16 protein-coding genes are annotated in these 14907 nt (G+C 68.7%); 6 read left to right on the top strand and 10 right to left on the bottom strand.

What is annotated here, in order from left to right; genetic code table 11:
* A partial coding sequence (locus tag J7E68_RS04095) for a nitronate monooxygenase (RefSeq protein WP_215170096.1) occupies positions 1-719 on the bottom strand: 719 nt, incomplete at its 3' end.
* 103 nt (positions 720-822) lie between these two features.
* On the opposite strand from J7E68_RS04095, the gene J7E68_RS04090 reads away from it, so the two are divergent.
* The gene (locus J7E68_RS04090; RefSeq protein ID WP_215170093.1) at positions 823-1095 is read left to right on the top strand and encodes a DUF6412 domain-containing protein; all 273 of its coding nucleotides are present in this window, start codon (positions 823-825) and stop codon (positions 1093-1095) included.
* Positions 1096-1157: 62 nt separating this feature from the next.
* On the top strand, positions 1158-1919 hold the full coding sequence (locus J7E68_RS04085; protein ID WP_215170091.1) for a membrane protein insertase YidC: 762 nt from the start codon (positions 1158-1160) through the stop codon (positions 1917-1919).
* A 15-nt stretch (positions 1920-1934) separates the two neighbouring features.
* Here the strand turns inward: J7E68_RS04085 and J7E68_RS04080 are convergent, their stop codons facing one another.
* Both J7E68_RS04080 and J7E68_RS04075 read right to left on the bottom strand, forming a co-directional pair.
* The gene (locus tag J7E68_RS04080; RefSeq protein WP_215170089.1) at positions 1935-2891 is read right to left on the bottom strand and encodes a DMT family transporter; all 957 of its coding nucleotides are present in this window, start codon (positions 2889-2891) and stop codon (positions 1935-1937) included.
* 62 nt (positions 2892-2953) lie between these two features.
* Positions 2954-3838 (bottom strand): SDR family oxidoreductase, encoded by an 885-nt coding sequence (locus tag J7E68_RS04075; RefSeq protein ID WP_215170087.1) that lies wholly within the window; start codon positions 3836-3838, stop codon positions 2954-2956.
* Between the two features lie 192 nt (positions 3839-4030).
* Here J7E68_RS04075 and J7E68_RS04070 point away from each other — a divergent pair, with 192 nt between their 5' ends.
* Complete coding sequence (locus tag J7E68_RS04070) at positions 4031-4552, top strand: FHA domain-containing protein (RefSeq protein WP_215170085.1); 522 nt, start codon at positions 4031-4033, stop codon at positions 4550-4552.
* A 13-nt stretch (positions 4553-4565) separates the two neighbouring features.
* Positions 4566-5102, top strand: coding sequence for a CinA family protein (locus J7E68_RS04065; RefSeq protein WP_311416281.1), 537 nt, complete (start codon positions 4566-4568; stop codon positions 5100-5102).
* Here J7E68_RS04065 and J7E68_RS04060 read toward each other — a convergent pair.
* The 6 genes from J7E68_RS04060 to J7E68_RS04035 form a co-directional block, all read right to left on the bottom strand.
* A complete protein-coding gene (locus J7E68_RS04060) occupies positions 5074-6162 on the bottom strand; it encodes an alcohol dehydrogenase catalytic domain-containing protein (RefSeq protein ID WP_215170081.1) in 1089 nt (362 codons plus the stop codon). The two genes, J7E68_RS04065 and J7E68_RS04060, sit on opposite strands and share 29 nt — an antisense overlap.
* 13 nt (positions 6163-6175) lie before the next feature.
* On the bottom strand, positions 6176-6913 hold the full coding sequence (locus J7E68_RS04055; protein WP_215170078.1) for an HAD family hydrolase: 738 nt from the start codon (positions 6911-6913) through the stop codon (positions 6176-6178).
* Positions 6910-8058 (bottom strand): TIGR03364 family FAD-dependent oxidoreductase, encoded by a 1149-nt coding sequence (locus J7E68_RS04050; RefSeq protein WP_215170076.1) that lies wholly within the window; start codon positions 8056-8058, stop codon positions 6910-6912. The genes J7E68_RS04055 and J7E68_RS04050 overlap by 4 nt, the downstream gene beginning before the upstream one ends.
* Positions 8055-9818: a phosphonate ABC transporter, permease protein PhnE gene (gene phnE, locus J7E68_RS04045; RefSeq protein WP_311416279.1), complete on the bottom strand. Its 1764-nt coding sequence runs from the start codon at positions 9816-9818 to the stop codon at positions 8055-8057. Before phnE ends, J7E68_RS04050 begins: the two co-directional genes overlap by 4 nt.
* Positions 9815-10687 carry a phosphonate ABC transporter ATP-binding protein gene (gene phnC, locus J7E68_RS04040; protein WP_251048619.1) on the bottom strand — a complete coding sequence of 291 codons (873 nt, stop codon included), beginning with the start codon at positions 10685-10687 and terminating at the stop codon, positions 9815-9817. The genes phnE and phnC overlap by 4 nt, the downstream gene beginning before the upstream one ends.
* 164 nt (positions 10688-10851) lie before the next feature.
* Complete coding sequence (locus tag J7E68_RS04035; protein ID WP_215170074.1) at positions 10852-11781, bottom strand: phosphate/phosphite/phosphonate ABC transporter substrate-binding protein; 930 nt, start codon at positions 11779-11781, stop codon at positions 10852-10854.
* Positions 11782-11951: 170 nt separating this feature from the next.
* Here J7E68_RS04035 and J7E68_RS04030 point away from each other — a divergent pair, with 170 nt between their 5' ends.
* Positions 11952-12695, top strand: coding sequence for a GntR family transcriptional regulator (locus J7E68_RS04030; protein ID WP_311416276.1), 744 nt, complete (start codon positions 11952-11954; stop codon positions 12693-12695).
* Positions 12696-12997: 302 nt separating this feature from the next.
* On the opposite strand, the gene J7E68_RS04025 is transcribed toward J7E68_RS04030, so the two are convergent.
* Positions 12998-14140 carry a histidine kinase gene (locus J7E68_RS04025; RefSeq protein ID WP_215170072.1) on the bottom strand — a complete coding sequence of 381 codons (1143 nt, stop codon included), beginning with the start codon at positions 14138-14140 and terminating at the stop codon, positions 12998-13000.
* Positions 14141-14366: 226 nt separating this feature from the next.
* Here J7E68_RS04025 and J7E68_RS04020 point away from each other — a divergent pair.
* Positions 14367-14907 (top strand): response regulator transcription factor (locus tag J7E68_RS04020; protein ID WP_251048618.1); only part of this gene is annotated, 541 nt, incomplete at its 3' end.

The raw sequence follows: 14907 nt of genomic DNA, 5'->3' as shown, positions 1-14907 counted from the left end.
AGAAACGCCGTGCCGACCTGCACACCCGACGCTCCGAGGGCGAAGGCGGCGGCCACGCCACGGCGATCGGAGATGCCGCCTGCCGCGATCACAGGGACGTCGACGGCGTCGACGACCTGCGGCACGAGCGCGAACGTACCCACCAGAGAGTCCTCGGCCGGGCGCAGGAACGATACGCGGTGTCCGCCCGCCTCCATGCCCGTGGCGACCACGGCGTCGACGCCCACGTCGGCGAGCGCCGCGGCTTCGGCCACGGTCGTCGCCGTTCCCACCACACGGATGCCCCGGCGATGCGCCTGATCGACGACGTCGACCGACGGTACGCCGAACACCACGCTCAGAACGGGAGGGGCGGCGTCCCAGATGGCGTCGAGCTGCTCGTCGAGCGCAGGCAGATACTGCGCCGGGCGGGCGGGGACATCGATGCCGACAGCGTCGTAGAACGGCTGCAGGGCCTGCGCGAACACGGTGTGCTGCACGTTCGGCTCGACCTCGTCGCCGGTGGGCAGCCAGATGTTCACGGCGAACGGCTCGGTCGTCGCCTCTCGAAGGGCTGCGATCGTCGAGCGGATCCGCGCCCCGTCGTAGCCGTACAGCCCGTAGCCGCCGAGCCCTCCGGCATCGCTCACGCGCGCTGCGAGCCCGACGGATGAGAGCCCGCCGAACGGACCGAGAAGGATCGGATGCTCGATGCCGAGCACAGTGCGCAGATCTGCCATGGTTCGAGGCTAGCGCCGCCCGGCAGGCCGAGAGCCGGTGCCTCGATCAGACGCCGCTCTCAGATCCCGGTGATAGCCTCGGCAGAAGGATGAGGGAGCGCACGTGAGCGAGTGGTTCGGGCAGATGCTCGGCTTCGTCGCGTCTGCTCTCGGCATCGTGGCTCTGCCCGATGCAGCCGCGATCGGTGTGGCCATCGCCCTCGTCGCACTGACGACCCTCACACTCGTCGTCGCACTGAGCCTCGTGCCGCCGACGGCGGGAAGCGCTGCGCATCCGCTGCGGGCGATCGACGTCTCGACGCTGCTCGCTCAGAGCGATCCTGACGCCGCCGGTCACCCGCGCCCTCGTGCGCCGGGAGTCGCCGTTCCCGCGTAGTCCGTCCTCGTACGGGACTGCGCGGCTTTCGCCGACCCTTCCCGACACACGAACGGACTTCCATGGACATCTTCGCCTTCCCACCCCTGACCTTCCTTCTCGACGCCGCGTACGGCGCCCTCGCCGGACTCGCCTCTCTCGTCGAGCCCTTCGCCGGAGCATCCGCCGCGGCTCTCGCCGTGGTGCTCGTGACCCTGCTCGTGCGCGCCCTGCTGATTCCCGTGGGCGTCTCGCAGGCCAAAGCCGAGCAGACGCGAGCACGACTCGCTCCTCGGCTGCGTGAACTGCAGCGCCGACACAAGAAGAACCCCGAGCGCCTGCAGAAGGAGATGCTCGAGCTGTACCGATCGGAGAACACCTCGCCGTTCGCCGGCATGCTGCCGGTGCTCGCACAGGCGCCGGTCGTCGGCATCCTCTACACGCTGTTCATCCGCACCGACATCGCCGGGCACCCGAATGACCTGCTCACCCACGACCTGTTCGGCGCACCGCTGGGCACCAGTCTCGTGTCGGCCGTGTTCAGCGGTGGCGGGACGCCCGCGACCTTCGTCGTGTTCGGTGTGCTGATCGCCGTCATGATCGCCGTGGCCGAGGTCAGCCGGCGGGTGTTCCGCCCGGCAGTCGTCGACGACGACTCACCGCTGAACTCTCCGACGATGCTGCGTGTGACAGGTGCCCTGCACTACCTCACGGCCGTGTTCGCGGCGTTCGTGCCACTCGCTGCCGCGCTGTACCTGACGGTGACGGTCGTGTGGACGCTCGTGCAGCGCATGCTGCTGCGACGCCGCTTTCCGCTGCCGGTTCCGGCGACCGTCGCCGCGTGACGAGCAGACCGCGACTCAATCCGGCAGCGGGATCGGAGCGGTGAAAGGCCCCGTCTCGTCGTCGTCTCGAGGATCGCGGCGCCCGTCGGCATCGTGATCGGCATCCGCCCGGCGGCGTCGACGACGCACGCCGAGCGTGGTGCCGACGCTCGCGACGACGACGAGTGCGATCGCGAGCATCCGCAGCGGGGTCGCGCTCTGCCCGAGGATCGCCCAGCCGGCGAGCGTGGCGAACGCGGGCTCGAGGCTCAGCAGCACACCGAACACACGCTGGGGCAGCCGTCGGAGTGCGGCGAGCTCGAAGCTGTAGGGGATCACGGATGACAGCACCGCGGTGACGGCGGCGAGCAGCAGCAGCTGCATGTCGCCCGCCACCGTCACCGCGGCCGGGACGCCGACCGGGATCAGCAGTACGGCGGCCACGACGAGCCCGACCGCCAGACCGCCGTTGCCCGGGATGAGCGGGCCGACGCGCGCGCTCATGCGGATGTACATCGCCCAGAATGCGGCAGCGATCAGGACGAAGACCAGCCCGAGCGGGTCGAGGGGCTCAGCACCGACCAGACCGTCGACCCCGAGCAGCACCATGCCGAGAAGCGCCACCCCGACCCACGCGGCGTCCGAGCGACGCTTGGTCAGCACGGCCGCGAGCACGGGCGGTCCGAGGAACTCGATCGCGACCGCCGGGCCCAGGGGGATGCGGTCGATCGCGGCGTAGAAGAACCCGTTCATGCCCGCGAGCGTCAGCCCGAAGAAGACGGCGGCGAGCCACTGCGTGCGATTCCACCGCCCGGGACGCGGCCGCACGATGACGACCAGCAGCAGCGCGGCGATGGCGACACGGAGCGAGGTCACGCCCCACGGGCCGAGCACGGGGAAGAGCTGCGCCGCGACGGCGGCCCCGAAAGGCAGCGAGAGACACGAGGCCACGACGAGAGCGACGCCCACGAGAGCCCGGGACGACTGCTGCACGCGTCTCAGCCTACGGGGCGCCGGCTCTCGTCATACCTCTGCGCAGAGGTGCGTGCCGCCGGTCAGAGGTGCTTGCCGCCCGTGACCGCGATCACGGCCCCCGACGTGTACGACGCGTCGGGCGACGCGAGATACACGTAGGCTCCGGCGAGCTCCGACGGCTGCCCGGCGCGGCCGAGCGGGGTGTCCTGCCCGAAGGTGTTCAATCGCTCTTCATCCCAGCCCGTGGCGGGGATCAGCGGCGTCCAGATCGGGCCGGGGGCGACGGCGTTCACGCGGATGCCGCGCTCCCCCGCCTCTTCGGCGAGTGCCTTCACGAACGCGACCTGGGCGGCCTTCGTCATGGCGTAGTCGATGAGACCGGGTGACGGCTCGTAGGCCTGCACGGATGCGGTGACGATGATGCTCGCTCCCGGTTCGAGGTGCGGATAGGCGGCCCGAGCGGTGTACATCAGGCCGAACAGGTTGGTCTCGAAGACCCGGCGCATGTTCTCGGACTCGAGGTTCTCGAAACCGTCGATGTCGTGCTGGTAGGCGGCGTTGAGCACGACGACGTCGAGCCCGCCGAACGCGCTGCGGGTCTGCGAGACGATCTCGGTGGCGAACGACTCGTCGCGCACGTCGCCGGCGAGGCTCAGCGCCTGGCGGCCTTCGGCACGGATCAGCTCGAGGGTGTCGTCGGCATCCTTCTGCTCCTCCGGCATATGCACGATCGCGACATCGGCGCCCTCCCGGGCGTAGGCGATCGCGACGGCGCGGCCGATGCCGGAGTCGCCGCCGGTGATCAGCGCGCGCAGCCCGGCGAGACGCCCGTGGCCTTCATATGACGTCTCGCCGTGGTCGGGGTCGGGGTGCGTGGCATCCGTCAGGCCGGGCTGATCCTGCTGCTGCCCGGGAAAGCCCTCGTCGCGATGCAGGTTCCGGGGGTCGGGCGTGTTGTCGGCCATGATGTCTCCTCGTCGTGTCGCGGTCGGTTATGGGTGTCCGTCGACGATCGCGCTGCTCGGCAGACCTCGGCAGGGGGTTGACATCCTCCGCCGAGATCCCCGGAGGATCAGGATCCGGCCCACCGAAGTCAACCCCCTGCGTACCCGTATGTCTGGCCTTTAGGCTTGCTGCGACTGCGAGGAGACGTGACCATGAACGCACGACACATCGATGACCGCTCCGATGAGGGCTACACCCCGACGACGACGCATGCGGAGTTCGGCGAGGGCAATCCTCGTCTGCGGGTCACCCGCGACGACGTGAGGAGCGAGTTCGCACTCGAGGTCGACGTGGTGCGCATCGGCTCCGCCGTCGACAACGAGCTGAGCCTCGAGGGCGCTGATCCCGTGCACGCCACGATCACGCACGACGATCGCGACGAGTACGTCCTCGACATGCACGGGGAGGGCGAGATGAACGCGAACCCCGACGCCGACTCCACCCACCCGGGCGAGCGCATGCAGACGCTGCGCACCGGCGCACGATTCACCATCGGAGAGTGGACCCTGGTCTACGCCCGTGACGAGTTCGCCGATCACGGACGCCCGTACGGCGGCCGCCTGGGCGGGGAGTACTCCGACCAGCCGCTGCAGCCCGAGCGGCCCGACTACTCCGATGAGGCGACCATCGAGACCGATGCGCCGACCCACGCCGATTCCGCTGAAGAGAAGTGACGGCACAGCACAAGTGACGGCGCAGGACACAGCTCTCGAACGCCTCAGCGAGGTCGCCGAAGAGCGCGGGCTGCGCGTCTGCGTGGTGGAGTCGCTCACCTCGGGGAGTCTCGCGAGCACGATCGGTGCGGGTGATGGCGCCGGCGACTGGTTCGCCGGCGGCGTCGTCGCCTACCTCACCGACGTCAAAGAGAGCCTGCTCGGCCTGACCCCCGGCACGGACCCGTGCTCGGCCGCCTGCGCGGAGCAGCTGGCCGAGAACGCCCGTCGACTCTTCGACGCCGACCTGTGCGTGTCGACGACCGGCGTCGGAGGCCCGGGGCCCGAGGGCGGTCACGAACCCGGAACCGTGTTCGTCGGGTGGGCGACGAACGACGGCGTCGGGCATCGGATGCTCGCGCTCACCGGCGATCCGCAGCAGATCCTCGACGAGACGGTCGACACCGCGACCCGCCTGCTCGCGTTCCACGCCGAGGGCATCCGTCCCGCCGGTCCGCGTCGCACCGGGTCGGCGACCGGGGTCAGCGACGGGGCACGAGACCGACCCTGAGCGGCGCTCCGGCAGCGGATGCCGCGGCGATCGCCCCGTCGATCTCGGCGAGTTCACGCACCTCGCCCACCGCCTCGTCGAACGGATAGGCCCGACCTCGACCGGCGAGGAACCCGACGGCCTCGACCAGTTCCGCCCCGGTGTAGTTGTGCACGCCGGTGACGGTGACGAGCCGGCGAACGATGCTCTCGGCATCGAGGGCGACGGGTTCTGCGGCGAAGACACTGCCGACCAGCACCACAGTGCCGCCGGTGGCGACGCCGGCGAGCGCATCCGCCACGGCGTGACCCGACGCCTCGATGACGACATCCGGCTCGTCGTCGAGAGGCGCCGCCCCGAACCGCGAGGCCAGAGCGAGGCGCGCGGGATCGGGGTCGAGCACCTCGACGCGCGCGCCCTGCTCGACGGCGATCGCGGCGGCCGAGAGGCCGACGAGGCCCGCGCCGTGGATCCGCACCGCCGCGCCCTCGAGGTCGACATCGCGCGCGGCCCTGGCGACGGCAGCCCACGCGGTGGCCGTCGCGCACGAGGCGGGGGCGAGCACGGATGCCGGCAACGACTCCGGCACCCGGACGATCGCCGTGCCCGCGCGCACCTGCACATGGGAGCCGAACGCACCCGTGAGATCGCCGTGCACTCCCACTCGGTCGTGACCGTACTTGCCGAGCGTGCGGCACTTCTGCGACAACCCTCGCACGCAGCGATCGCACGCGCCGCACGAGATCGTCACCGACCAGACCACCCGATCGCCGATGCGCAGCGGACTGCCGTCGACAGCCACGGCACCGGCATCGCCGGTGGCGATCACGCGTCCGACGCTCTCATGTCCGAGCACGAGTGGTACCGGGGCGGATCGGCGGCCCTGCACGGTGTGCACGTCGGACCCGCAGATGGTCGACATCTCGACCGCCACGAGCACGTCGTGTTCGGCCAGCGCTACGCCCGGCACGGCGATCATCTCGTGTGCATGCCCCTCGCCGATCCACACCATGGCGGTCGCGGCGGGGCGGAGCGCCACGTCGCGACGGCGTCCGGGTGGGCGCACCAGCAGAGTCCCCATGTCAGACGCCGTCTCAGAAGGTGGGGACGACGGCGTGTGCGCGAGGCAGCAGGCCGCGCTCTGCGAGGGCGGGGGCGAGCCCGGTCACGTCGGCGAGAACGGCATCCGCTCCGGCTCCCCTGAGCATCTCGATGCCATGAGCGCCGGTGAGCACTCCGGCCACGAAGCCGGCTCCGGCGCGGCGGCCCGATTCGACGTCGCTCACGGTGTCGCCGACCACGGCGACCGATGCCACCGACGTGGTCTGCGTGCGGATCAGAGCGGTCAGCACCAGATCGGGCGCGGGTCGACCCCGCCCGGCATCCACCGGCGAGAGGGCGAGATCGATGAGGCCACGCCAGCCGAGTCCGTCGATCAGCGCGTCGCGCGTGACCGGCGCGAACCCCGTGGTGAGCACGACGGCGAGACCGGCATCCTTGAGCCCCTGGATCGCGTCTGCGGCCCCGGGGATCTCGCTCACCCCCTGCTCGGCGACGATCTCGGCGTACGCGCCCTCGAACGTGGCCGTCGCCCGCTCGGCGGCCGCCCGGTCGCCGCCCGCGAGATGCGTGAAGACGTCGATCTTCGACTGCCCCATCGTGTCGCGCACGTGCGCGAGCGCGTCGTCCCAGGGCATCCGATCGGCGACTCCGGTGCGCTCGGCGGCGCGCTGGAACGCGGTCTCGACGACCCCGTCGTCGAGCACTGTGGTGCCTGCCATGTCGAGCACGACGAGTTCGATCGCGCGGCCCTCTTCGAGCGGAGTGGTCATGATGTTCCTTCCATTGCGGGTGCCCACCCGAAGGCGGCGGTGAGATTCTCTTCGGCGAGCCCCAGACCCGTGGTCATTCCGATGCCGGTGGTCGCGGCGACCACCAGCACCCCCTCGTCGCTCGTGTCGATGAGGAAGTCCTTCGATGCCTTGGCGTAGACGCCCTGCCAGCGCTCGAGCACCCGCGGCGCCGGCATGTCGAACAGCGCTTCGGCTTCGGCGAGGAAGGCCGCGAAGGCGGCCTCCGGCTGGAACGGCGCCGGGGAGGCGGCCGTGGCGTGCGAGTCGCCGATGATCAGCGTGCCGTCCGGCAGCTGTGTGTACATCTGGTTGAGATCGAGGGCCGCGAGGTCGGGGCGCTCGGAGTGCAGCCGCTCGCGCAGCGCGGCGGTCGCCGAACCGCCCGCGAAGCGGCCGTACCGCACGAGCGACCACCCGGTCAGAAGCGGGGCTGCGAGCGGATGCGGCAGCGACACCGCCGCCCGCATCATGTCGAGGGCGCAGCGCTGCACGCCCGCCCGCTCGGCGATCTCGGGCAGCAGCTGGTCGATGTCGTGATTGACCGCCACCACCACTGCGCCGGCGGTGATCGGTCCCCTCGTCGTCTCGATGCGTCCGCCCGCGACAGAGGTGACCGACGTGCGGAATCGGAAGTCGACGCCGAGCGTCGCCAGGTGGCGCACGATGGCTGCGGCAGCGGTGCGCGGATCGGTCTGCAGGTCGGGCTCGATGTGCGCGCCGCCGACCAGCCCCTCGGCCCGCAGCGGCGCGAGCCGCAGCAGCTCGTCGGTCTCGAGCATCCGGATGCCGCCGTCGCCCGACGCCTGTTCGAGCACGGCGATCTCGTCGTCATGCCGGGCGGCCACCAGAGTGCCCGACTCACGGATCCAGAAACCGGCGTCGTGCGCGAGGCGCAGCCACAACTCGCGTGAGATGTCGGCGTATCGGCGTGCGTCGCCCGACTGCGCGCCGATGCAGAGATGGCCGAAGTTGCGGATCGTCGCCCCGACCGGAGCATCCGCTCGATCGACGACGATCACGCTCAGGCCCCGTCGCGCGGCGGCGTAGGCCGCGCCGAGGCCGACGATGCCCGAACCGACGACGACGAGGTCGGCGGAATCCGTCGCACTGCCGGCGCGGGTCATCGGAACACCTTGCGCATCCACATCGCGAGGCCTTCGACGACGAGCACCGTGACGAGGATCATCAGCACGATGGCGGTGACCGTCTCGTAGCGCGACCCCTGGCTAGCGTTGAGCAGGTAGTAGCCCACCCCGCCACCACCGACGATGCCGAGGATGGTCGCCGCGCGGATGTTCGTGTCGAGCATGTAGAAGCTGTGCCCGATGAGCGCCTGCATACCCTGCGGCACGGTCGCCGAGGTGTAGGTCTGCAGACGTGTGGCGCCGACTGCTCGCAGTGCGCGTTCGGGGCCGCGGTCGACCTCTTCGAACGAGTCGGCGATCAGCTTGCCGAGCAGGCCGATACCGCCGATGGCGAGCGCGATGACTCCGGCCTGCGCTCCGAGTCCGGTGATCACCACGAGCACGATCGCGAGGATCAGCTCGGGGATGCCGCGTATGCCGACGAGCAGGAAGCGCGCGACGCCTCGTGCCCCCGAGCTCGGTGCGACGTTGCTCGCGGCGAGGGAGCCGAGGATCAGCGCGGGCAGCAGCGTCAGCACAGTGGCCGCGAGTGCGATCGCGACGGTGTCTCGCATGGCGGCGATCATCGCCGAGGCCTCGTAGCTGCCGAACGACGGCGGCCAGAACTTGGCGGCGACCTCGGGGAGCTTCGCCCAGAACGTGAAGAAGTCGAGCCAGTTGATCTGGCTGACGACGACGCTGCCGATCACGACGAGAACCGCGATCATCGCGCCGATGGTGTCGCGCACGCGCTCCGCGGTCCAGGGGCGCCGCACCGCTGCCTGCGGGCTGGCCGCCCATGCGGGGCGGGTGGAGTCGGTCGCACTCGTCGTGGCGCCCAGCAGACGCGGGTGGATGAGCCTGTCGATCCACGAGCGGGTCTGCTTCTGCCCGCCGAGCATCGCGCCACGCACCATGCTCGAGATGATCTCCATCGCGACGCACAGGATGAAGATGACCAGCGCGATCCCGAGACCCTTCCCGTAGTTGAGGGCCTTGAACGCGTACGACATCTCGAGACCGAGACCCGCGACGCCGACATAGCCGAGCACGACGCTGCCCCGCAGGTTGATGTCATTGCGGTGCAGCACCGTCGCGACCCAGCTGGGCAGCACCTGCGGCAGGATGCCCGAGGTGAACTCCTGCATCTTCGATCCGCCCGCCGCGCGGATCGCGAGGCGGGGGCCCTCGTCGATCTGCTCGATCGCGTCGGCGAACATCTTCGAGATCATGCCGATCGAGTGGATGCCGATCGCGAGGATGCCGGGCAGAGTGCCGAGTGAGAACATGAGCACGAACGCCATCGCGAGCACGACGTCGGGGAGCGCGCGGGTGAGGACTCCGACGAAGCGGGCGGCCGCACGCCATCCGTTGCCCGGGGTCGTGTTCGACGCCGCGAGGTAGGCGATCGGCACCGACAGCACCGCGGCGAGGAGTGTGCCGACGAGCACGAGACCGACCGTGAGGGCGATCAGCCAGGCGAGGTCGGCGGGTTCGGGGAAGGACAGCCCACCGACGCGGGCCATGAAGTTCTCGGCGTTGCCCCAGCTCTGCACCATCGCGGGGATCGAGATGCCGACCTCGCTCACCGCGAGGACGCCGAGCACCACGAGGGCGAGGAGCGTCAGACCGGCGGCGATGCGCTCGGGCGAGACGGGGCGTCGGGGCGCGCGCTCGCCGACGGTCGCAGACGCCGAGGCTGTGCCCGGGGTCGCGCCGGATGCCGAGCGTGCGGCCGGCGGGCCGGAGAGCAGAGTCACGAGACGCGCGCCTTCTCGGTCAGCGCGGCATCGATCTCGGCCGCTTCGACGACGACATCCGCCGTGATGTCGGTGAGCTCGGCCCGCACGGCCTGGATCTCGGCGGTCGTCGTCGCGACGCGTCCGTAGATCTCCATGACCTCGGACTTCGTCAGGTCGGTGGTGGGCATGTCGAGCACGACCTCGCCGTGGCGAAGCCCGACGATGCGGTCGGCCCACGAGATCGCGAGGTCGACCTGGTGCAGGCTGCAGACCACCGTGAGGCCTTCGTCGGCGGCGATCTCGCGGATCAGCGCCATGACCTGGTCGCTCGATTCGGGATCGAGTGATGCGACCGGCTCGTCGGCGAGCAGGATGTCGGGCTTCTGCATCAGTGCGCGGGCGATCGCCACGCGCTGCTGCTGGCCGCCGGAAAGCGTGTCGCTGCGCTGGTAGGCGCGATCGAGCAGGCCGACTCGGTCGAGATGACCGAGGGCGCGCAGCTTGGCCGCCTTCGAGTATCCCCAGAGACCGAGCCGCGGCCCGCGGACCTCGGACAGCGATCCGGTGAGCACGTTCTCGAGCACGGTGAGCGAGGGCACCAGCTCGAACTGCTGGAAGATGAAGCCCACCCGGCTGCGGAGCCGGCGAAGAGCCTTGCCCTTCAGCGCGGGCACCTGGGAGCCCAGCACCTCGATGTCACCGGAGGTCGGAGTCTCGAGGCCGTCGAGGTGCCGCAGCAGCGTCGACTTGCCCGAGCCCGAGAGGCCGAGCAGCACGACGATCTCGCCGCGTGACACCTGCAGCGACACATCCTTGAGTGCCGCCGTCGAGCCGAAGTTCTTGGTCACGCCCGCCAGGCGGATCAGGGCATCGGATGCCGCATTCATTGCATTCTCTCCAGTGGTGCGTCGTGTTCGGGTGTGCGGTGCTCGGGTCTTCGTCGTGCCGGGGCGATGCGCGTGGCTGCGGGTGAGCGCCCTTCGTCTCTCGCAGCTGCTGCGAAGATGCGACGAAGGGCGCTCGGACCCGACCGACGGTCAGTGGTCGGGCGTCAGCCCTGGCACTGCTCCGCTTCGGTCTCCTTGCAGATGTCGCGGATCAGGTCGTAGTACGCGTCGTCGACCGGCTTCGTGGCGTAGAAGACGCTGCGGAACGAGTCGGTGTCTGCGCTGTCGATGCCGGCGGCGATGATGTCGTCGATCGTGATCTCGGAGAGGCCGTCGATGAGCTTCTGGGCCACGTCGTCGGGAAGCGTCGAGGAGTAGACGAGCGGCGCACCGGGAACCATGGTCTCGGCGATGACCTTCACGGCATCCGACTTCTCGACCTCGGAGTCCTCTGCGAAACCGACCTCGCACTCGACGCCTTCGCCGACCTTCTGCACGCTCACGTCGTGCTTGCCCGCGAAGACGGGGGTGATGTCGGTCTTGGGGTCGATGCCCGTCTCGAGCAGGTTGTACGAGGGGAAGAGGTAGCCCGAGGTCGACGACGGGTCGACGAAGCAGACCTTCTTGCCCTTGAAGTCCTCGAGGCTCGAGATGTCGCTGTCGGCCGGGACGATCGCCTGCGAGTAGTACCCGGGCTCCTGGCCCTCTTCGGTGACGATCGACGAGATCGGGGTCAGCTTCGCGCCGTTGTTGGTCGCGGTGACGTAGGTGAAGCCCGAGAACGACGCCACGTCGACCTTGCCCGCGGCTGCGGCCTCGATCAGCGCCGCGTAGTCGGTGGACTCGTGGTACTCGACGGACTTGCCGGTGATCTCGGCGATGTAGTCCATCAGCGGCTGGTAGTTCGTCTCGGTGTCGACCGAGTCGGGCACGACGCCGAAGACGAGCGTGTTCTCATCGACCGCGAAGCCGCTGGTCGACGACGTCTCATCAGCACCGGCACTGCCGGTGGCCTCGGCGGTGCCGGAACAGGCGGCGAGGCCGAGCGCGAGGATCGCGGCACCGGCGAGTACGGGGAGAGCGCGGAGCTTCATGAGGACCTTTCAGAGGTGGGAGGGGTGATCCACGAGCCACTCTGACACCTGAGAGGTCGAGGTATATACCTAACTCGGAAGAGTTCAGGGGTCGTTCACCCGCGATTTCCCCGGATGAACTCGCGCAGAACGGTGAACTGCACTCCCGGACCGACAAGTAGTATGCCTATGTGGCTGAAGCTGTGTACACCCAGATCGCCGACGACCTGCGAGGGCAGATCGCCGACGGCACGCTGCGCCCCGGCGATGACGTACCGACCGAGTCGGAGCTGGCCGAGCGGTGGCGCACGTCTCGGGGCCCGATTCGCAATGCCCTGGCGGCGCTCAAGAGCGAGGGGCTGATCGAGACAGGCCGAGGGCGGCCGGCCCGCGTGGTCGCGAGAAAGGCCAGTCAGGCTGTCGATGTCTCGGTGCCCTTCACCCGATGGGCGCGTGACCTCGGAGTCACACCCGGAGCGCAGACCCAGGAGCTGAGTCTGCGCCGCGCAGGCGATCGCGCGGAGCTGCTCGGGGTCGCCCCCGATGACACGATCGTGAGCGTCGTGCGGCTGCGTCTGCTCGACGGACGCCCTACGATGCTCGAGAGACTGTTCTACACCGAGGCGGTGGGACGACGACTGTTCGATGTCGACCCCGACGAGATCTCGATCACCGAGTACCTCGGATCGGTCGGCCACCCGATCGTCGGATTGCAGCACCAGATCGACGCGGTCGCTGCCGACGAACAGGATTCCGCGCTGCTTCGCGTTCCGCAGGGCACGCCGATACTGCGCCTGAGCCGCATCTCGCGGGACGCGGCGGGTCGTATCTTCGAGGCGTCGGAGGATCGCTACCTCAGCGAGGTGGTGCGATTCACGGTCGCGGCGTCGGGGATCTCGACGGACGGCCATTACATGCGAGCCGTCGGAGGCTAGAACCCGAGGATCGGCTGCGTCTCATCGAGGAGAGAAGCCGATCGCGAGCGCGATGGGGATCAGATTCCAAAGATCGCGCTCGCGATCACAGCGCTGGGGATGCGCTATTTCTGGGGTATACCCAATGTAAGCCGCCGGCTACACCATCGAACACGGCCTATAGTCGAGACCTTGCATAGACCTTCGTCTAGTGTTTCGCCGCGAAGCCGCGGAATCACGCGGTTTCTGGGCGTGCACTTCGAAATACCGGCATCCGATTTGGGGGTCACCGGGAGGTGCGAAGGACAGATTACCCCGGATCGTCAGGCCAGCGGAAGACGCGCGAAGACGACCCAGCGTCCGTCCACCTCGCCTGCGTCGAACTCACCGCTGGCGCCGAGCACTCGTTCGGCCATGCGGCCGATGCCGGTGCGGCTGGAGGAGAGCTCCCGGCGCGGGGTGACGGACAGCGGGCTTCCGACGGTCATCGCGACCAGGTCGTCGTCGACGTCGAGACGGATCTCGACCTCGCCTCGGCCCGCGTACTTGAGGACGTTGGTGGCGGACTCCCGCATGATGCGCGCGAGGATGATCTCGGCCGCGCGCGGGATGCGCTCGTCTGTGGGGTCGCCGCTGAGCAGTACGGTGTGCCCGGCGGACTGGAACTCGTCTCTGGCCTCGTCTATCGACGCGGCCAGGTCGCCTGACGGCATGCCCTCGGAGCGAGGCCCGTCGTCGGCGAGGTCGATCACGAAACGGAGATCGGTCATCGCCTTGCGCGCGGCGATGCGGATCGCTTCTTGAGATTCGCTGCTCGTGCGATCGTCGTCGAGCATCTGCACATGCAGCGCCACCACCGTGAGGTGGTGCGCGATGCTGTCGTGCAGCTCGCCGGCGATCCAACGCCGCTCAGCGAGTACTGCCTGACGTTCCTGCTCGGCCTTCTCGGCCAGCTGCACTTCGAGAGTCCGCCCTCGGGCGAACGCGATACGAAGTGCGAAGCCGACGGCACCGGATACTGCGGCACCGACGAGGAAGATCGCGATGTTGAAGACATTCGTCGAGTCGCCTGTGGCGACAAGAGCGGATGCGAGGAGGAAGACACCGGCATAGGAGAGGACCAATGAGGTCCATCCCAGACGCACGATCAAGCCTGCCGCGAAAGCGGCGACCGTGAGCACCTGAGCTTGGATGCCGGGGATGAAAGAGAGTGCGAACACCACGCCGAGGGCGTATGTCGCGATCAGTGGCGACCAGAGATAGAGAGCCAGAACCGCTGTCGATGCGATCCCGATGGCTGCTGTCAGCGGATCCAACCCCGGAGGGAGGAACAGTCCGACGATGTCGAAGAGGACGATCGTTCCGATGACCGCCAAGACGGCGATTCGTTCGATCGTGCTGAGCTTCTCGCCCTTACCGAGCCGGGTGACGTCAGTGCGGTCACCCGAGGAAAGACTTGAAGCCATACTTCATTATCTCCTTTTCGCCAGATATATTAACGATAGAAGCCGAAGAAGTGTCCAACCTGGTTCCAGAAAGACATAGAGATTCACCTCCTTTATTGCACTTTTGACTAGCGATGTACTCATCTTCTCGGTGATCTGCACACGGCACATCTGTCTCTCGTCTAGAGAAAAATAGCCAAAGGTCTACAGCCTCGCGCCTGAGGTCGAGCGCCGTTAGGCTTCCTCCATGTCCCAAATCCGCGTTGTGATCGTCGACGACGATCCGCTGGTGCGCTCGGCGCTCTCCCATTTCGTCTCGCGAGACCCCGAGATCACGGTGATCGCCGAGGCCGAGTCCGGGCTCGAGGGCATCGAAGTGGTCGAGCGGGAACGGCCGGACGTGGTCATGATGGACGTGCAGATGCCTGAGATGAACGGCATCGAAGCGACGGCCGTGATCAGTGAGCGCTGGCCCGACATCAAGATCCTCGCCGTCACGACGCTCGACGGCAGCGACACGGTGCTGCCCATGCTCAGTGCGGGCGCGTCGGGATATCTGCTGAAGGATTCGAGCGCGGCGAGCATTCTCGAGGGCGTGCGCGAGGTCTACAGCGGCGCGAGCTCACTGTCTCCGCGGATCGCGTCGTTGCTGATCAAGCATGTGCGAGACACCGAGCCGGTGGGAGGCGACGACACTCTCGAGGCGCTCACCGACCGCGAGCAGGAGGTGCTTCAGCGTCTTGCGCAGGGTATGTCGAACGCCGAGATCGTGCGGACGCTCATCGTCT

The sequence above is a fragment of the Microbacterium sp. ISL-103 genome (assembly GCF_018613995.1).
Lineage (GTDB): Bacteria > Actinomycetota > Actinomycetes > Actinomycetales > Microbacteriaceae > Microbacterium.
The sequence above is the reverse complement of the archived record's forward strand: the minus strand, read 5'-3'. Positions and strand labels throughout refer to the sequence as shown.